Source organism: Salinarchaeum sp. Harcht-Bsk1 (genome assembly GCF_000403645.1).
Lineage (GTDB): Archaea > Halobacteriota > Halobacteria > Halobacteriales > Salinarchaeaceae > Salinarchaeum.
On sequence record NC_021313.1, the window covers coordinates 2,909,171 to 2,926,867 of the forward strand.

A 17,697-nucleotide genomic window follows, 5' to 3' on the forward strand; every position below is an offset into this window, starting at 1 on the left:
GCCAACGTCTAAGGCGTGCGGCGACGTACGTCCAGACGCCATGGGAGACAGAAATCTCACCCTCTTCGCGTTCCACTCGCACGGCGACGTCCAGTTCGGGCCCACCAGCATCCCCGCCCCCGGCTCCAAGGACGAATCCGAGGCCGAATCCGCGGGCAAGTCCTGGTTCGGCGGTGGGTCGTCGAAGGAGGAATCCGAGGACGAGTCGATCGACGTCCCTGCGGAGGACGAGAGCGGTGGACTCGGCGGACTCGTCGTCGCGCTGGTCGTGCTCGTCGGCATCGCGATGGTCGTCAAGAAACTCAAGGGCGGCGACGAGGGAACCGAGGTCGAGGTCGCCGAGTCCGACGACCTCTGATCGGGTCGCGTTCCGGAGCGTCCCCGCTCAACCGACCACCGGTCACCTGGCGTTCGTTGCAGTACACCGGCCATCTGTTCTGTGGCAGCGCTTCGCTGTCCCGCCATCGATCCCTCCGATTCGCGTGCCTGCGGTGGGGAGAAGGGTTTTGACCCCCGAGCGGCAACGGAGTCTATGACGATCTATCACAGCGTCCGGGCCGTCGCCAACGCGTCCGGGGACGGACTCATCGACTGGGACGCGGTCACGGAGGCGGCCTGTGCCGCTACCGAGCCGGGGTCGCTCGCCCTCACGGCCGCCGACCGGGAGGGGTATGCGAGCGACGTCCGCGACGCACGCCGACGCGTTCGAGCGGTCACGACCCACGAGTTCGTCGTCCCGGAGACGCTGGAAATCCAGCACCGCCACCACTGGGTCGACGCGAACGTGGAGACGTTCCGGGAAGTGATGCGACCGCTCGAGGGGATGGCTGACGAGGCGCTCGTCCCCGGTCTCGCACGCAAGACGAACACCGCCTCGATGTCGGTCATGCTGGGCTATCTCGCCCGGAACGTGCTCGGGCAGTACGATCCGCTCTTGCTCGCGGATTCGCCACAGGACGCACACGGGCTCTACTTCGTCCATCCCAACATCGTCGCGGTGGCGGAGACGCTGGACGTCGACTTCGAGCGATTCCGGCGCTGGATCGCGTTTCACGAGGTCACCCACGCTGCGGAGTTCGGCGCCGCGCCGTGGCTCAGCGACCACCTCGCGGAGCGGATGGAGCGCGGTATCGACGGCGTCGCCGACGGCAACATCGACCGGGAGACGTTCGCGGAACTACAGACGGCGATGACCGCCGTCGAGGGCTACGCGGAACTCCTCATGGACGAGGCGTTCGACGACGAGTCGGACGACCTCCGCGCGAAACTCGACGACCGCCGCGCCGAGGCTGGCCCCGTCGGGCGGCTCCTCCGTCGGCTCCTCGGTATCGGGCTCAAGCGCGAGCAGTACGAACGCGGGAAATCTTTCTTCGACGAAGTGGCGGACGCACGCGGGCTCGCAGCCGCCGGCGCCGTCTGGGAGTCGCCCGACCACCTCCCGACGGACGAGGAACTCGACGAGCCAGCGCTGTGGCTCCAGCGGATCGATCCCTGAGTCGACGAGGGAACCACCGCGTCCCGTCGTTTTCGCGCTCCACTTTTATGCGCGCCCGTCGTTTTCGCGCGCCACGTCGTCATCGCGGTCCGTCGTTATCGCGGGCCACGTCGACGTCCCGGTCGATTGGACGCGCCGCCCTCCGGCACGATGTACGTGAGATAGGCCGTCAGGAGGACGCCAGCCACGAGCCCCAGGAGGATTGCGAGGCCGATCACCGGCAGCGACGCTCCGACGCTGGCCGATGCGAGGCCCCCGCTGAGTCCCACGGTCACGACGATCGCTAGCTGGAACCGGTTGGGCCGCAACGCGGTATCCACCAGCGCGTCGATCACTCGAACCCCCTGCCCACGCTCGCGTCGTCGACGAGGTCGTCGAGTTCGGCGTCGAGGAGTTCCTCGGCCTCGTCGAACGTGCCCGCGAGGTCGTCGAGGGCGTCGGGACGGCCGTACTGATCGTACTCCATGGGTCCGTAGGCCGGCGCGTCCATCGCGTCCATCACGTCCTCGAAGAGCGCGTCGGCAGTCGTCGGTGCGTCGGCGTGCGTCTTGACGACCTCCTCGACGCGGCTCGCCATCGTTTCGGCTTCGTCCTCGTCGGCTGGTCCGTCGTTCACCGCGAAGCGGGCACCGCCGTCCTCTCCGGGGAACAGCGGGTCGAGATCCTCGTCGATCCGTCGCGCGACCTGCGCGCCGACGCCGCGAACCTCGAACGGGTTCTTCGCGAACGTCTTGAGTTGATAGACGCCGGCTCCGGGGTGGCCGAGGTACATGTCCTCGCCGAGCCCCGAGGAGCGATCGCCAGCGACGGCGCGCCAGCCTTCCGGATCGACGTCGCTCTCGACGACGTCCTTCACGAGGTCGTCCCAGTCCCGTATCCGCATGCTGGCGGTTCCTTGCCGGCCGCGGAGAAAGAACGTGTCGATGCGTCGAACGCGACTGCTACCTGAGCGCTTAGTAGCCCACTAGCGTCGTAATCGGTTAGAACGCCCCCGAACAGTTTTGCCGCTTCCCCGTCATTCGGTACCAGGGAGCATGTACGAGCGGATTCTCGTTCCGACCGACGGTTCGGCTGGCGTCGAGCGGGCAGTCGAGCACGCGATCGACCTCGCGACGACCCACGGCGCCACCATCCACGCGGTCTACGTCGTCAACACGGCCAGCTACGGCGGTATCCCGATGGAGACGTCCTGGGACGGCATCCGGGACGTCCTCTCCGACGAGGGACAGGCCGCGCTCGAACGCGTGCGCACGCTCGCTGAAGCCGCCGAGGTCGAGGCCGAGGCGGCCGTCCTCGACGGGTCGCCCAGTCGCCAGATCGTGAACTACGCGGAAGAAGCAGACTGCGACCTGATCGTGATGGGCACGCACGGTCGCGGCGGACTCGATCGCCTCCTCCTGGGGAGCGTCGCCGAACGCGTCGTCCGGAGCTCCGAGATTCCCGTCCTGACCGTCAGGGTCGGTGAACCGCCGGACGCCGAGGAACGGACGGCGAGCGAGGCCAGTAGCTCGACGGAGGAATCGGTCGAACCGGCTGAAGACGCTCCGTAGCAGTTCCGTTTCGTCCGCCTCTCGTTCAGGTGGGGCGCAGATGCTCGCAGTCGCCGGCGTGGATTCGTTCGACGCCGTCCTCGGTCTCGACGAGGAGTGTACCGGGATGCTCGACGTCGACAGCGGTGCCGACGACCGTATCGCCGCTGGCAGTTTCGACGCGGACCTCCCGCCCGAGCGTGAGCGCGTCCGCTCGCCATCGCTCGAGGATCCGGTCCGGATCGTTTCGGAGGTCGTCGAACGTCTCTAGCACTCGCTGGACGAACAACCGGCGATTCACGTCCTCGCCCAGTTCCGTTCGGAGGCTCGTCGAGCCGTCGGGCAGTCGGTCGGCGTCGAGGTTAGCGTTGATCCCCATGCCGACGACGAGCCACTCGACCCGGTCGGCCTCGCCTTCCATTTCGGTGAGGACGCCGGCGAGTTTGGCTTCCTCGCCGTCGGGGTCGGGGGAAACCGGCACACCGTCGGACTCGCTTTGCTCCCCCGACGAACCGTCGTTCGCTCGCTGGCGCTCGCTCACCAAGACGTCGTTCGGCCACTTGATCCCCGCGTCGACGCCGGACTCGCGGACTGCCGTGGTGATCGCCACGGCAGCAGCGAGTGTGAACAGGGGGATCGTCGCGGGCGGTCGATCGGGCCGAACGAGGATCGAGAGCCAGATCCCGCCCGAGGGCGAGGCCCACTCGCGATCGAGCCGACCCCTGCCTCCGGTTTGCTCCTCGGCGACGATCACGAGGTCTTCGGCACCGTCGGCTGCCCGCTCGCGTGCGAGGTCGTTCGTACTTCCGGTTTCCTCGTGAAACTCGATCGTGAACGGAGCGTCGAGGCCGAACTGGATCGCATCGCCGCCGTACTCTGGAACGTCGACCAGCGCGTACCCTTCGTCGTCACTCTCGATCACGAAGTCCTGCTCGCGGAGCGCCTCGACCTGTTTCCAGATCGCAGCACGGGAGACGTCGAGGTCGTCGGCGAGCGCCTCGCCAGAGCGTGGTCCGTCGGCGAGCCGTTCGAGAATGGCACGGCGCGTGTTGGTCATAGGTTTGCTTGTGTGAGTGGGGCCTTGAGAGTTCGTGGACGATCGGGGCCCGCGAACTGAGCAGCGGGTAGGTGGAGGGTATCACTGGAGAGATGACAAGCTGATTCGGACGCCGTCTTTTGACAGAAAATCGAACGACGAGGCGATGGTTTGTACCTGGTAAATAAAGCATACTTATTTTATTCACTAAGGGAAATAGTTAAGGGAGAACGTGATAACCGCTCCCGTGTATGTCCGAAACAGAGGCCACGATGGAAGACGGCGACGACGGGTCTGCGGAGGCTTCCACGGAGGCGACGACCACGTCGATTCAGGAGGGGAGTTCGGGGGGATCGAGCCTCGAAGACTTCGTGAGCGCTGCGGAACAGGAGATCATCAAGGAGTGGGTTGGGTTCGTAACGGGCCTGTTCGCGGCGATCGGCATCGGCATCGGGCTCAACTCCATCATCCAGGATCAGTGGGGTCACGCACTGATGAAGACGAGCGTCATGGGTCAGTCGGCGGGGACGCCGTTCTCTCCGTTCAGTGGTCTCGGTCTTGCGATGAACATCGGTATCTTGCTGGTCGTACTCCTCGGCGTCGTCTTCGCATGGAACATCGATAACGAGGAATACACCGCGATCAAAGTCGCTGCCGCCACGTCGCTGGTCGCTATTCCGGTGTTCTCGCTCGTGACCGGTTTCCTCGTGCTGGTTCCCGCCGACAACACGTCGCTCGAGGTCGTGAACGTCATCGTCAGCGGTCTCGGTAGCGGGATCGCGGCAACCGTCGGTGCCAGCATCGTCATTTTCCTGACCGATAGCCAGGCGCCCGACGGTCTCTCGAACTAGCGCACTCGCGAGCATTTCGTCGTTTCGTGGTAGTCTCTCGGTAGTCCCGACTGTATCGACAGGGGACCGTCTCACCCCTCGCGGTAGCGGACGGCCAATGACACAACGCCTTTGAACACCCCTGCCCTCCCCGAACCCATGGAGGCCTACGAGCTGCTCTCCCGGAACGCCGTGGAGGTCGTGACCGACGAGGAGGCCCGCGAACTCGCCGCCGATCCCGAAGGCAAACGGGCCTACGTCGGCTACGAGCCCTCCGGAGCGCTCCACCTGGGCCACCTCCTCACCGCGAACAAGCTGATCGACCTCCAGAAACTCGGCATGGAGGTCGTCGTCCTGCTCGCGGACGTCCACGCCTACCTGAACGGCAAGGGTACCTTCGAAGAACTGCACGAGACTGCCGAGGCGATGCAAGCACAGTTCCTCGCCTACGGGCTCGACCCCGACCAGACGGAGTTCGTCTACGGCTCCGACTTCCAGCTCGAGGAGGATTACGTGCTCGACGTCCACCAACTCTCGGTCGAGACGTCGCTCAACCGCGCTCAGCGCGCGATGGCCGAGATTCAGTCCGGCGAGACAGCGAGCGTCGCGCACGTTGTCTACCCGATCATGCAGGCACTCGACATCGAGTACCTCGACCTCGACCTCGCCATCGGCGGCATCGACCAGCGGAAGGTGCACATGCTGCACCGCGAGGGGATGCCCGAGATGGGCTACGACGTCCGGCCCTGCCTGCACACGCCGATCATCGCCGACCTCGAGACCGGCGTCGGCAAGATGTCCGCCAGCGAGGGCATCGACATCACGATGGAGGACTCCACCGAGGATCTGGAGGAGAAGATCAACGCCGCGTACTGTCCCCCAACGCGCGATCCCGAGCCGACCGATGAGGGCGAGGACCGCGAGCATCCCGTCCTCCAGCTATTCCAGTACCACGTGTTCCCGCGGTTCGAGTCCGTGACCGTAGAGCGTCCCGACGAGTACGGCGGGAACGTCACCTACGACAGCTACGAGGCGCTGGCGACGGCGCTCGATACTGGCGAACTCCACCCTGCTGATGCGAAGTCTGCGCTCGCGAGTGCACTCGACGAACTGATCGCGCCGGGTCGCGAGAAACTTCGTGAACTGGAAGCCTGAGTAGTAGCGTTTCGCACTGTTTTCGCAGTCGACTGCTGGCGTCCGGTGGTGGACGATCGCTCGGATCGCCCGCTCAGATCACGATCAGCAGATCCGTCGCGTACATCACCGCGAAGCCGACGAGGAAGCCGAGCACGTTCCATGTCGAGCCGATCTCGCCGCCGTCGGTCCGGACGAGCCCCGCGAGTTCCCAGAGCACCTGCGCGATCGCGCCGACGCCGAGTGCGAGGAAGAACGCGCTGACGGTTGGCGACAGCGAGAGGCCACCGATCCAGCCGCCGAGGATCACCGGAGCCCCAGCGATCGCACCGAGTGCGACGAAGTGCCAGAGTGCAGGCCGTTCGCGCTCACCCCGGGCGACAGGGGCGACTACCGCCGGCCCCTCCGTCACGTTGTGGAGCATGAACCCCACGACGAGGAAGGCGCCGAGCGAGACCCGGCCGAGTGCGAAGGAACTCCCGATCGCGAGCCCCTCTGCGAGGTTGTGGAGTCCGATGCCGATCGCGACGAGGTAGGCGACGTAGAGACCGCCGCTCGCGCCGTCGGTGCGTGACTCGCGCCACGCGCTGATCGCCTGCACCGAGAGTGCTGCCCCGACGGCACCGAGTGCGACGAGGAGCGTCCCCTCGTAGGCGCCCGGCACGCGCTCGGCGAGTTCGAGCGCCTCGAACCCGGCGTCGACCGCGAGGAAGGCGAGGACTCCCCCCGAGAACGCGAGGACGGCGTGGAACCACTTCGCGTCCATCGCTCGAATGAACGGGAACCAGCACATCCCCAGCGCGACGGGGATCACGCCGACGAACAGTCCGATCAGGGCGAGCGTCCACAGCATGCCGCCGTCGGGACTCGGCGACTCCTGGATCGCGACGATCGTGTGGCCGAACGTTGCGCCGTTGTCGAGTACCAGGACCACGTGGTAGTCCCAGCCAGCCTGCCAGTGGTACGGAATCTCGACGCTTGCGGTTTCTCGTGGCTGGATCGTCCGTTTCGTCTCTCCGTCCTGGACGACGTCGTGGTCCCAGTAGGCGTCGTCGACGAGCACCTGCTCCACGCGGACCGGCTCGGGGCCGTTGTTCGTGACGTGCAGGACGATCGTCTCGTCGTCGGGCACCGTGTGATGCGAGATGGTGACGTCGGGTGTCGGCTCGCCACGCTGGAACTGGTCGGTGGGATCCGCGAGCACGAAGCCACCGACCACGAGGCCGAGCAGGACCAGTGGGATCAGCGCGATCCCCCAGGTCGACGCGTCGAAACCTGTGGTTTCCTCGCCGGTCGAGTCAGTTTCGACCGTTGCGCCGGCGGCTTCCGACCCCGGCTCCGGTGCCGGGGCGGGCGCGTCGACGTCGCTCCCGCTCGGGGCGTCGTCGGTCATTCGACCACCTCGAAGAAACTCATCCAGCCCAGTTCGGAGAACTCCGACTGGTGGGCGTGGAACATGTAGAGGCCCTCCTCGTGTTCGCTGTAGTCCAGTTCCAGGATTCCTCGCTGTGCCTGGCACTGCATGATCGTGTCGATGCGCTTGTGGGTCGGGAACAGCGTCGTCCCGTGATCGTAGTAGTCGAAGAACTGGGAGTGGGTGTGCAGCGAGTTGATCGGATCGAACTCGGTCGTGTTGAGCAGGTGGATCCGGACCGGCCGATCGCGGTCGATCTCGATGGGGTGTTTGGTCTCGCCGGGCGTGTAATCGCCGTCGTCGGCGTCGGTGCTCGCCGGTGCGTAGGCGAACGCCCGTGTGTTCGCGGCGTAGACCTCGTTCTCGCCGTCGAAGTTCGTGTCGAAGCTGTTCATCACCATCACCAGCTCCTGGACGTCGTCGTTCTCGTCGTAGGTGTGATTCCGGGACCTCGCTCGCTGGACGAGTTCGTCGGTGTACGTCTCGTCGATCGGTCCGTGGTAGTTGACGTACTCGCGGGGGTGCTCACGGACCCGTTCCGGATCGGGGTCGACGATCAGTGCGCCGTACATGCCCCTGTGCATGTGCTCTTTCAGCGGCAGCGCGTGACAGTGATAGAAGTGGACGCCGGCCGGCTGTGCGATCCACTCGTAGCGGAACGACTCCCCGACGTCCACCAGTCCGGTTCCGTTCTGGGGGACCCCGTCCATCTCCGGCTGGTGGTTCTCGAGGTGTGGATGCATCGTGTGGGCGTGCTGGCTGCCGTTGACGAAGTCGATCCTGACGAGGTCGCCCTCGACGGCCCTGAGGGTCGGCGCGGGCACTTGTCCCTGGAACGTCCAGGCTGGGAACGTGACGCCGGGGGCGATCTCGATCTCGACGTCCTGTGCGACGATCGTGTAGTGCCGGATCGTTCGGCCGTCTTCCTGGTAGACTTCTTGCGAGAGGTCGTCCTGGCCCTCCGTCCCGGTGTTGAAGGTTCGCAAGAACTCGTGTGGATCGAGCGTGTCACCGTCGAATTCGCCACGCGCACCGAAGTTCCCGTGGCTGCTGCCGTGGCTCCCACCGTCGTGGCCCTCGTCGGCGCCCGCCAGCCCCATCAGCCCGCCCGCGGCCCCGGCGATGGAGAGGCCACCGAGGACCGCGCGTCTGTCGACCTGCGGTTCGACGTCGACGCGTTCACTCAGTCGTTCTTCGAGGGCCTGGGTGATCGCCCCGGCCCGATCCCGATCTACGCCACCCATCGGTACCTCCTCCCGCCGCTGGTACAGAGTTGCATGGCAGAGTTTTAGATACATCTAAACTTGTAGTTTGCCCTATCGATTTCGACTGGGTCGAAACCTGTGCCGGGATCGGTCAGAGTCGGATGCGGTGCAGACAGCTCCCGGCCGTCGTCACCGCCGGGTGCTGTTGGATGCTGAGAACTCGGGAAAAGGTACTACGAGCGCAACCGTCGGCCGAACGGATCTGGCGATCGACGACCGACGTCTGCAGATGGATCGATCGAACGACCGGACGATCGAACGACCGGACGATCGAACGACAGGACAGGACACCGATCGAGAGCGGGAGAGAACGAGGGAGAGAAACGGGGAGAACCGGATCGCCGGCGGAGCGCTACTCGTAGATCGGGTGTTCGGCGCAGAGGTTCTCGACGGTCTCGCGCACGTCGGGGACGACCTCGTCCTCGGTGCCTTCGGCGACGGCGTCGACGACGCGGGCGATGAGGTGTGCGACCGTACGCGACTCGTCTTCGCCAAAGCCGCGAGTCGTGATCGCCGGGGTGCCGATGCGGATGCCACTCGGATCGAATGGCGAGCGGGTCTCACCGGGGACCGTGTTGCCGTTGAGCACGAGACCGGCGTCCTCGAGCGCTTCCTCGGCGTCGCCACCGGAGGTGTCGGGGTGGGACGGGCGGAGGTCGACGAGCACGAGGTGGTTGTCGGTGCCGCCGGAGACGAGTTCGAAGCCGTGCTCCTGGAGGTGCTCGCCTAGCGCCTTCGCGTTCGCGACGGTCTGTTCGGCGTACTCCTCGAACTCCGGCTGGAGGGCTTCCTCGAAGCCGACTGCTTTCCCTGCAATGTTGTGCATGAGCGGGCCGCCCTGTCCGCCGGGGAAGACGGCCTTGTCGAGGTCGTCGGCGTACTCCTCGTCGCACATGACCATCCCGCCGCGCCCGGCGCGGATCGTCTTGTGCGTCGAACCGGTGACGAAGTCGGCGATGCCGACCGGCGAGGGGTGAGCGCCGCCGGCGACGAGGCCAGTGATGTGGGCCATGTCGGCGACCATCAGCGCGTCGGCGGCGTCGGCGGCGGCCCGGATGCGCTCCCACTCGACCTCGCGCGGGTACGCTGAGTAGCCGGCGACGATCACGTCCGGCTCGTACTCCTCGGCGTGCTCGTGGAGCCCCTCGTAGTCGAGGTAGCCGGTCTCGGGGTCGACCTCGTACTGCTCGACCTCGTAGAGCTGACCGGCGAAGTTCGCGGGGTGGCCGTGGGAGAGGTGGCCGCCGTGTTCGAGGTCCAGCGAGAGGATCTTGTCGCCGGGTTCGAGCATCGCGTAGTAGACGGCCTGGTTGGCCTGCGTTCCGGAGTGGGGCTGGACGTTGACGTGGTCGGCCCCATAGAGCTCCTTGGCGCGGTCGATGGCGAGCTGTTCGACCTCGTCGGCGAACTCGCAGCCGCCGTAGTAGCGGGCGCCAGGGTAGCCTTCGGCGTACTTGTTGGTGAGGACGCTGCTCTGTGCGTCGAGCACGGCCTCGCTGACGTGGTTCTCCGCGGCGATGAGCTGGAGAGAAGTCTGCTGTCGCTCGATCTCCCCTTCGAGGGCGTCGGCGACGGCAGGATCGGCCTCGCGAACGCTGTCGTGGCGCATACAACGTGGTTCGGCGGTGACGCCCTATATCCATCGGAACGGCCCGCCTGGAGCGTGCGGAGTTTCTCTCGGTGGGCACGCTTTGGCCCGACAATGTCACTGGTAAGCATACGGAAAGCTCTTTGAGGAAAGCGGCAAGATAGGATACTCCAGATGCTCGAGTGGGAGGCGACCGAGAGCGGTTTTCGGGTTCACGACTCCGCAGGAGCGGAGTGCTCGGTCGGTGGCTCTCAGCTCGAATTTACCGAACCGGAACGCGAGCTTCCCCGTCCGGTCGACATCACGCTGGATTGCCTGACGACGGAGCTCACTCTCCCAGGCGCCGTCGTCTACCTGATCTCACTGACCTCGGGTGAGACCGAGGAGCTCCCTGGGACCACCGAGCCGAAGGCGATGCCGGAAGGCGAGTACCTGGTGGACGTCGACGCGGAGGTCAAGACGTATCTCAGGCTCACCGGACCGTTCACGCTCTGTCGGACGGCCGACTACGACGGCGTCGTCCTCTCGGTTCCGGCCCGTCGCCGGATCACGCTCGGCTTCCGCAGCCGCAACCGGAAGCCCACTGCCGAACTGACGATCCCACCGACGCCCGAGGGCGTCGCAACCGCTCTCACGTATTCCTCGGCCGCCCACAAGACGACGGGGACGGATCGCTCCTATCCGACGCTCCGGGGCCATCCCCCGCTGCTCGAGATCGCCGACGAAACCGCCGACGTCGAGGTCCCAAGTGCGATTCGCGAGGCGAGAGACGACACTGGGATCGAACTCCTCGCGCCGAACGCCGTCGAATCCCTGCTCGTTCTGGCGCCACTCGCGTACTACATCGGAGCAGACGTCCAGGTCGGGAACGTCGCCTCACCCATCCTGCGTGCCCCAGACGCCGACGTCGCGCACGAGCTACCCGCCATGCCGGACCTCGAACGCGACGCGACCCGGCTCCTCCGGAAGGTCTTCTTTCTCGATTGTCTCGTTCGCAACGCCGGCCCGTACGACACGGAACTGGCCGAGGCGAGCCTCCTCGACGCGCTCGGCGTGGATGCTGAGACACTCTACGCCGCCTCACCCGCCGATCGCCTCGCAGCGTACCTCGACGTTCCGTACGGAGCCATCGAACAGCGGCTTCCGGACTGGCACTGCTCGACCTACGTCGAGCCCGACCGGGACGGACTCCGGGCGCTTCCATTCCTCCTCGACCGGATGAGCCTGATCTACATGCCCAGGACGTCAGAACTCGAAGGAAGCGAACTGGTCGAGCGCTCCCTCGACGACTTCTACCGGGGCCGCTCGCCGGAGGACTACCGATCCATCTCTTCCCGTTCCCCCCGAAATGTGGACACGGAATCCGCCGAACGGGAGGAAGCCCACGGTGCTCGCTCTGGTGATCGAACTGCTACTTCCGGCGATTCGGACGTCAGAAGCGCGGGCGACGTTGCCTCCGTCGACGTCCTGAAGCCCGAACTCCGCGGGGGTCGCATCCACGGCTGGCTCGCCGAAGGGACGCCCATCGACGTGTTCAACTGCTTGCCAGAGGCGTTCGAACACCGGATCGACGCGCTCGATCGAGCGGGCGACGGCATCGACATCGCAGTCGTTCGCAACGACGCAGCGATGGAGGTCGAGCACGCCGACGTCGCGGACATTTATCGGACGCGTGGCGCTGACGTCTCCATCGACGTCTCCGTCCACGAACGGCTCTCGACGACCGAACTCGCTCGCCTCTTCGAAGCGGAGTACGACTTCGCTCACTACATCGGCCACTGCGAGACCGGCGGATTTCGTTGCCCAGACGGTCACCTCTCGGCTTCCTCGCTGACGGGCTGTGGTTTACAGACATTCTTCCTGAACGCCTGTGGCTCGTACCACGAGGGGGTCGACCTCGTCAGGCAGGGCGCCGTGGCTGGAGCGGTCACCTTCTCGCAGGTGCTGAACGACCACGCCGTCTCGGTCGGTTCGACGTTCGCGAAGCTGCTCGTCCACGGGTTTGGCTTCGAGCGAGCGCTCCAGCTCGCGAGGCGACGGATCATGATGGGGAAAGACTACGCCGTCGTCGGCGACGGCACGCACTCCCTCGCCCAGAGCGAGAACCGGTTACCGGCGACCGTCGAACTGGAGTCCGTTGAAGCAGGCTTTCTCCTGACGTACGATCAGTTCAGTTCCCGACACGCAGGCGCGTTCTACCGCCCGTACCTCGGCGAGGACCGCTACGCCTACCTCTGCGGGAACGAGTCCGACCACGTGCTCGACCGGTCTGCAGTCGCGGCGTTCCTCGAACGTGCGGCCCTTCCCGTGATCTACGACGGCGACGTGTACTGGTCGGACGACCTCGCCGACCGGATTCGATCCGGTCACTGACTGGCTACGTCTGTAATCCGCCCGGACTACGCTCCCCGTGACCTATCACCGACTCGCCTGCCGAGGAGCAGCCCATTTGCCCGATCACTACATCGACTGCCTACAAGCATCTCGCTTGCACTATCAGTAAGATGCTCGCCAGTCTGGCACCCGGCGACACTCTCGATGGTCACGCTCGGTCGGTCGAACTCGATCGGGCCCCGGACGGCCAGCTGGGCTATCCGGAGACCCGATTTATCCCGAAGTGACAGAAATCTACGGTCTCAGGGGCCTGTATAGCCGCTTCCGCCAGCTGTGATCGAGAGGTACTGGACGATTCGAAGCACGTCCCACGTTACACACCCACACCCACTTCAATCTTGCCACGGGAAATCGCAGTAATGCGTTCGATAGCTAACCGCCATTTCCATTGCCGCTTCGTCAAGGAACTTGAATGATGTGGACAACGAACGGCCAATAAAATTAAGTATTGACGCCCCTTTTATACCCACACGTCTATGGAATCGAATTTACTGGGTGATCGGCTTGACGATATCCTTCGCACGGCGCTTTCCGAGGCCGGCGAGGAACTCGTGGTCGTCAATCCGACGGGGGATGGGCTCGAATCGCTGATCGACGTCGCGTCCGAACGCGACGACTTGCCGCACATTCGCGTCCTCGCGGAGGAACGTACGCTCAAGGACGTGATGGACGACTTCATCGTCGCCAGTAACGCCGCCGTCCTCATCGAGGACGACGTGCTGGACTTCCGCACCGTCGAAGACGGTCCGGAGAACGCACTGCTGGTTACGGAGGATCGCGTCGTTGCGATCGTCGACGCCGGTACACAGGTCGCCGGCCTCGTCAGCGACGAGGCCGACTTCGTCGGCGCGGCGAACGACCGGTTCGAGAGCGACTGGGACGGTGCCGACGAGTACTCGCTCCGCACACCGTCGATCGAACGCGTCCGCAAGACGCTCGCCGACGACATCAGCCCGGATGCAGAGGAGGACTTCACGAACATCCTCGCTTCCCTCGAAACCGCACGCGGTGACGGTGACGGGCTCGACGAGGTGACGATCAGTCTCCTCGTGGCCGCCAAGAACGAGGCACTGCTCTACGACATCAGCAAGTGGGGCGAGGACATCGGCATCGCCAGCAAGGCGACGTTCTCCCGCACGAAGACGAAACTCGAGGACAAGGGCCTGCTCGACACGGAGAAGGTCCCGATCGACGTCGGCCGACCCCGGCTGCGGCTGAAGCTCGGCGACGAGCGCCTCCAGGCCGCGGACAACGGCGAAATCGCGAGCGCGGCGCAGTCGCTGCTCGCCTGATCGGCGATCCGAACGACCAATTTTCGCGAAAACAGCCCGGCTCCAGCGACAGCGTCGGTGGTGGCGACCTGTTCGCATCGGCGGTCTCAGCCGATCGGTCAGGGCGAGGGGAGTTCGATTGGTTCGCCGTCGACGTACACCGTCGGGTCGCGAACGATGCCGTCGAGGTGCAACGGCGCCTCGGTATCGCCGCCGATCCCCGCGTCGTCGCCGATTGCGATGTGGATCGTGCCGGCGGCTTTCTCGTCGAGGAGCACCGATCCCACGAGCGAGTCGACCGCGAGGTTCGTTCCGATACCCAGTTCTGCGAGGTTGTACGCAGCGTCGCCGACTTCGGCTGCTGCAGTCTCGACCTGCTCGCGGATTTCGGGATCGGAGATCTCGGTCACGTAGCCGTCGTCGACCTCGAAGCGAAGCGTCTGGTCGTCCTCGAGCAGGCCGTGGGGCATCATCGTCCCGTCGACGACGTAGGTGCCTTCGGCGGTCTCCGGGCTGACGAACACCTCGCCCGCGGGGAGATTCGAGAAGTCGCCCGCCTCGTGGACGAGGCCGGTATCGGCATTCCAGCTCCGCTCGCCGGGACGGACCGTGAAGTCCGTGCCGAGCTCCGTCTCGATGCGGATCTCCTCGGCGCCGGCGACGTGGTCCAGCATCTGTTCGCACTCCCGAGCGATCGACTCGTAATCGGCGCCGAGGCCAGTGGTGAACACGTCCTCGGTGATCCCGGGGAGCGTCGCTCCGCGTGCGCCGTCGTCGCACGCCCGCGAGCGAGCGCGCGTGTGACTCAAGCTCTTCGTGGTCGGCGCGACGAACACGTCGCTGTCGGCCATCGCCCCCGAGACGGGGGCAGGTGGCTCCGCGCCGTGCTGGTCGCCCGGCTGGTAGCGAACCAGCGTCGCGTCGGCAGTGACCTCGCTGGCGACGTCGTAGAGCGCCTCGCCGATCGGCAGGCGTTCGTCGTCCGTGACGACCGCGACAGACTCGTCGCTTCCGACGGCGAGACAGTCCTGGATCGCGGTTTCGGCGGGCGACTGGAGATCCGGCATAGCTGGGCAGTTGGTCGCGGGTGCCTTGGTCGTTCCGCCGTCGGTCGGCCGGCGAGCTCTGCGACTTCGTCGTCGAGACCCCTATCGGAAGAGCACGGTGGGCTGCCGGGCGGCCTCCTCGACGGTCTCCTCGTCGCCGATGCCCGGCACCCTGACAGTGGCGATCGACCCGTCGCCGTCGTCTCTCGCCTCGATCCTGAAGGACCCGCCGTAGCGCGTGACGATCCAGTTGACGAGCCAGAGACCGAGGCCCGAGCCGTGCTCGAGCGGCGTCTCCTCCCCGCGTTCGATCATCGCTCGCTCGAGTTCGTCGATCCCGGGCCCGTCGTCGGTGACGCTGATGTCGACCCACGCATCGTCCCCCGTCACCTCGATCGCGACCGAGGGATCGGCGGATGGATTGTGTGCGATCGCGTTCGCGACGAGTTCCCGAAGCGCGTCCTCGAGCTCGGGACCGGCACAGACGCCGCGATCGGTCGCGATCGTCGTATCGATCGTCGCCGCTCCCTCCGTCTCGCGGATCGAGGATAGCACGGCGTCGAGTAGCTCGTCGGGATCGAGGCGGACGGGGTTGCGATCCCGGCCGGCGACCCGTTTGAGCGTGCTCGCCTGTTCGCTGAGTGCGACCAGCGAGCTGGCAGTGTCGAGAATGCGATCGGCGTAGTCGCTGCCGTCCTCGCGACCGGCCAGCAGCTCAGCGTAGCCCATGACCGACGTCATGTCGTTGCGCAAGTTGTGTCGGAGCACGCGGTTGAGGAGCCGGACGAGCTGTTCCGTTCGCTTCCGCCCCGTGACGTCGTCCTGGAAGCCGAGATAGTGCGTGACGGCGCCAGTTTCGTCTCGGATCGGACTGATCCTGACGTCGTTCCAGAACGGCGTCCCGTCGGCGCGGTAGTTGACGACCTCGTAGGCACTGCTCACGTTGGCGGCGACGTCGTCGCTGATCGCGGCGATGGTGTCGAGGTCGGTCGCCTCGCCGGTCAGGAGCCCCCAGTTTCTGCCGATCGCGAAGGATTCGTCGTAGCCGGTGATGCGTTCGAAGCCGTCGTTGACGTAGACGAACGGAACCTCGGGCTGTTGGGGGTCGGCGATCGAGATCCCGAGGTTCGCCTCGTCGATCGCCCGATTCTTCAGGCGGAGCTCCGCCTGCCGTTCGCGGCGTTCGCTGACGTCGCGCCCGACGCCCTGGACGCCCTCGATCGTTCCATCGTCTCCACGCAGCGGGGTCGCGTTCACCTCGATCGGGATCGCTTCACCGCTGGACGACGAGAACAGCACCTCCAGCTGCTCGACCGTCTCCCCCTCGAGGAGTTCCTCGAACTCCGTCAGGGCCGCTTCCACCGACGGCTCCGCGACGAACTCGGTGAACGACGAGCCTTCGAGCGTCGTCGGCTCGTACCCCAGAATCGACTCGACGACGGACGAGACGTACGTGAACGTCCCGGTGTCGTCGAGCCGGAACAGGATGTCCGCGCTCGTCTCGGCGATCCCCCGGAAGCGCTCGCGCTCGCGTTCGAGGTTCGCGTTCCGTTCCTGAAGTTCGCGCCGGTACTCGCGGGCCTCCAACTCCTGTCCGACCAGCGTCGCGAGCAGTTCGACGAAGGCCTCTTCGGCTGCAGCGAATTGCACCGTTCGCACGTCGCTGTCCGCGAAGCAGACCGTCCCGTACGTCTCGCCGTCGACGATCACCTGCACGCCGAGATAGGTGCCCAGTTCGAAGGTGTCGTAGGCGACGTCGGCGATCTCGGTCGCGGCCGCCGCGTCCTGAACCGCGAGCGCACTCTCTTTTTCAACCGTGCGCCGGCAGTACGCCTCGTCGAGCGGACACCGTTCGCCGGGTCGAATCCGGTCGTGGTCGCCGACGACGGCGACGATTTCCTGCGTTCCGTTCTGGATTCGTGTGAGGAAGCCAAGCGGTACCTCGAGATACGCGATCCCGACGTCGAGCGCCTGCTCGATCTTGGCGTCGAACGCACCGCCTGTCCCGGAGAATGCCTCGTACAGTGCACGTCGATGCCCGGCGGCGTCCATCTGCTTTTACAATCGCAATTCTCGACTTTCTATGTGTCGGCCAGCGAGGTCCAGATCCCTTCGCTTCCAGCTATCGTGGAGCGGCCCGAGCGATTCCCGATGCTCGCTCGGCAATGAATCGCACGACGACCTGCTCGAATCGGCGTCGGACGCTGCGCGCCGGCGGGGACCGCGACGCTGCGACGCATCGACTACGGATTTGTGGGCGACGGGTCGGGGCAACACGGGTCCGGACTGCAGCAACTGTGGAGGATGCACTCGGCCCGGGCCATCGACTGCCTCGGTACCGGGGATCGTATCGACGCAGGACTCACTCGTCGCTACCGCTCCTCGTTCGTTGTTCGCCGCGAGAAGCGCCCGGAGCGGGATTTGAACCCGCGTCACAACCGTGACAGGGTTGTATGATGGGCCACTACACCATCCGGGCTTTTCTGTCTGCCTGCCTGCACTCAATCGTAGACCGGGAATGGAACTTAAGGCTTTGCAAAGAACCTCGGTATGGCACAGGGACACGCCCCGGGGAGGTGTCCGGACTCGGTCCTCCGGTAGACTACCTGATGACCGACCAGCCAATCCCACCTGCACACCGAAGTGGGTGTTCGTTTGGGTGATACAGTGGAGAACCACTTCATCGACGAGGCGG

15 protein-coding genes and 1 tRNA gene are annotated in these 17,697 nt (G+C 65.6%); 7 read left to right on the top strand and 9 right to left on the bottom strand.

Annotated elements, in window-relative coordinates; genetic code table 11:
• The first annotated feature begins 40 nt into the window (after window positions 1-40).
• Complete coding sequence (locus L593_RS13450; protein ID WP_020447523.1) at window positions 41-358, top strand: hypothetical protein; 318 nt, start codon at window positions 41-43, stop codon at window positions 356-358.
• A gap of 174 nt (window positions 359-532) precedes the next feature.
• Window positions 533-1,495 (top strand): zinc-dependent metalloprotease, encoded by a 963-nt coding sequence (locus L593_RS13455; protein WP_020447524.1) that lies wholly within the window; start codon window positions 533-535, stop codon window positions 1,493-1,495.
• A gap of 95 nt (window positions 1,496-1,590) precedes the next feature.
• On the opposite strand, the gene L593_RS13460 is transcribed toward L593_RS13455, so the two are convergent.
• Both L593_RS13460 and L593_RS13465 read right to left on the bottom strand, forming a co-directional pair.
• On the bottom strand, window positions 1,591-1,830 hold the full coding sequence (locus L593_RS13460) for a hypothetical protein (protein ID WP_020447525.1): 240 nt from the start codon (window positions 1,828-1,830) through the stop codon (window positions 1,591-1,593).
• Complete coding sequence (locus tag L593_RS13465) at window positions 1,827-2,378, bottom strand: hypothetical protein (RefSeq protein WP_020447526.1); 552 nt, start codon at window positions 2,376-2,378, stop codon at window positions 1,827-1,829. The genes L593_RS13460 and L593_RS13465 overlap by 4 nt, the downstream gene beginning before the upstream one ends.
• 151 nt (window positions 2,379-2,529) lie before the next feature.
• Here L593_RS13465 and L593_RS13470 point away from each other — a divergent pair, with 151 nt between their 5' ends.
• Window positions 2,530-3,045 (top strand): universal stress protein, encoded by a 516-nt coding sequence (locus tag L593_RS13470; protein WP_020447527.1) that lies wholly within the window; start codon window positions 2,530-2,532, stop codon window positions 3,043-3,045.
• A gap of 25 nt (window positions 3,046-3,070) precedes the next feature.
• Here L593_RS13470 and L593_RS13475 read toward each other — a convergent pair whose 3' ends face one another.
• Window positions 3,071-4,081: a bifunctional biotin--[acetyl-CoA-carboxylase] synthetase/biotin operon repressor gene (locus L593_RS13475; RefSeq protein WP_020447528.1), complete on the bottom strand. Its 1,011-nt coding sequence runs from the start codon at window positions 4,079-4,081 to the stop codon at window positions 3,071-3,073.
• Window positions 4,082-4,311: 230 nt separating this feature from the next.
• Here L593_RS13475 and L593_RS13480 point away from each other — a divergent pair, with 230 nt between their 5' ends.
• Entirely contained in the window at window positions 4,312-4,911 is a 600-nt protein-coding gene (locus tag L593_RS13480; protein WP_020447529.1) for a hypothetical protein, read from the top strand.
• 138 nt (window positions 4,912-5,049) lie between these two features.
• On the top strand, window positions 5,050-6,045 hold the full coding sequence (locus tag L593_RS13485; protein WP_020447530.1) for a tyrosine--tRNA ligase: 996 nt from the start codon (window positions 5,050-5,052) through the stop codon (window positions 6,043-6,045).
• Between the two features lie 73 nt (window positions 6,046-6,118).
• On the opposite strand, the gene L593_RS13490 is transcribed toward L593_RS13485, so the two are convergent.
• From L593_RS13490 to glyA, 3 genes are all read right to left on the bottom strand, one after another.
• Window positions 6,119-7,417, bottom strand: coding sequence for a ZIP family metal transporter (locus L593_RS13490; protein ID WP_020447531.1), 1,299 nt, complete (start codon window positions 7,415-7,417; stop codon window positions 6,119-6,121).
• Window positions 7,414-8,682: a multicopper oxidase domain-containing protein gene (locus L593_RS13495; RefSeq protein WP_020447532.1), complete on the bottom strand. Its 1,269-nt coding sequence runs from the start codon at window positions 8,680-8,682 to the stop codon at window positions 7,414-7,416. Before L593_RS13495 ends, L593_RS13490 begins: the two co-directional genes overlap by 4 nt.
• Before the next feature lie 373 nt (window positions 8,683-9,055).
• A complete protein-coding gene (gene glyA, locus L593_RS13500; protein WP_020447533.1) occupies window positions 9,056-10,312 on the bottom strand; it encodes a serine hydroxymethyltransferase in 1,257 nt (418 codons plus the stop codon).
• Window positions 10,313-10,465: 153 nt separating this feature from the next.
• Here glyA and L593_RS13505 point away from each other — a divergent pair, with 153 nt between their 5' ends.
• Window positions 10,466-12,664 (top strand): hypothetical protein, encoded by a 2,199-nt coding sequence (locus L593_RS13505; RefSeq protein WP_020447534.1) that lies wholly within the window; start codon window positions 10,466-10,468, stop codon window positions 12,662-12,664.
• A 497-nt stretch (window positions 12,665-13,161) separates the two neighbouring features.
• Window positions 13,162-13,977 (top strand): transcriptional regulator TbsP, encoded by an 816-nt coding sequence (tbsP, locus tag L593_RS13510; protein ID WP_020447535.1) that lies wholly within the window; start codon window positions 13,162-13,164, stop codon window positions 13,975-13,977.
• A 98-nt stretch (window positions 13,978-14,075) separates the two neighbouring features.
• Here the strand turns inward: tbsP and L593_RS13515 are convergent, their stop codons facing one another.
• From L593_RS13515 to L593_RS13525, 3 genes are all read right to left on the bottom strand, one after another.
• On the bottom strand, window positions 14,076-15,023 hold the full coding sequence (locus tag L593_RS13515; RefSeq protein ID WP_020447536.1) for an aminopeptidase: 948 nt from the start codon (window positions 15,021-15,023) through the stop codon (window positions 14,076-14,078).
• Between the two features lie 81 nt (window positions 15,024-15,104).
• Window positions 15,105-17,054, bottom strand: a complete 1,950-nt coding sequence (locus L593_RS13520; protein WP_020447537.1) for a PAS domain S-box protein — start codon at window positions 17,052-17,054, stop codon at window positions 15,105-15,107.
• Between the two features lie 354 nt (window positions 17,055-17,408).
• Window positions 17,409-17,481, bottom strand: a tRNA-Asp gene (locus tag L593_RS13525).
• Window positions 17,482-17,697: the final 216 nt, after the last annotated feature.

Coding starts and splice junctions, on each gene's coding strand:
- L593_RS13450 (WP_020447523.1), top strand. CDS start 41: ATGGGAGACAGAAATCTCACCCTCTTCGCGTTCCACTCGCACGGCGAC.
- L593_RS13455 (WP_020447524.1), top strand. CDS start 533: ATGACGATCTATCACAGCGTCCGGGCCGTCGCCAACGCGTCCGGGGAC.
- L593_RS13465 (WP_020447526.1), bottom strand. CDS start 2,378: ATGCGGATACGGGACTGGGACGACCTCGTGAAGGACGTCGTCGAGAGC.
- L593_RS13470 (WP_020447527.1), top strand. CDS start 2,530: ATGTACGAGCGGATTCTCGTTCCGACCGACGGTTCGGCTGGCGTCGAG.
- L593_RS13475 (WP_020447528.1), bottom strand. CDS start 4,081: ATGACCAACACGCGCCGTGCCATTCTCGAACGGCTCGCCGACGGACCA.
- L593_RS13480 (WP_020447529.1), top strand. CDS start 4,312: ATGTCCGAAACAGAGGCCACGATGGAAGACGGCGACGACGGGTCTGCG.
- L593_RS13485 (WP_020447530.1), top strand. CDS start 5,050: ATGGAGGCCTACGAGCTGCTCTCCCGGAACGCCGTGGAGGTCGTGACC.
- L593_RS13490 (WP_020447531.1), bottom strand. CDS start 7,417: ATGACCGACGACGCCCCGAGCGGGAGCGACGTCGACGCGCCCGCCCCG.
- L593_RS13495 (WP_020447532.1), bottom strand. CDS start 8,682: ATGGGTGGCGTAGATCGGGATCGGGCCGGGGCGATCACCCAGGCCCTC.
- glyA (WP_020447533.1), bottom strand. CDS start 10,312: ATGCGCCACGACAGCGTTCGCGAGGCCGATCCTGCCGTCGCCGACGCC.
- L593_RS13505 (WP_020447534.1), top strand. CDS start 10,466: ATGCTCGAGTGGGAGGCGACCGAGAGCGGTTTTCGGGTTCACGACTCC.
- tbsP (WP_020447535.1), top strand. CDS start 13,162: ATGGAATCGAATTTACTGGGTGATCGGCTTGACGATATCCTTCGCACG.
- L593_RS13515 (WP_020447536.1), bottom strand. CDS start 15,023: ATGCCGGATCTCCAGTCGCCCGCCGAAACCGCGATCCAGGACTGTCTC.
- L593_RS13520 (WP_020447537.1), bottom strand. CDS start 17,054: ATGGACGCCGCCGGGCATCGACGTGCACTGTACGAGGCATTCTCCGGG.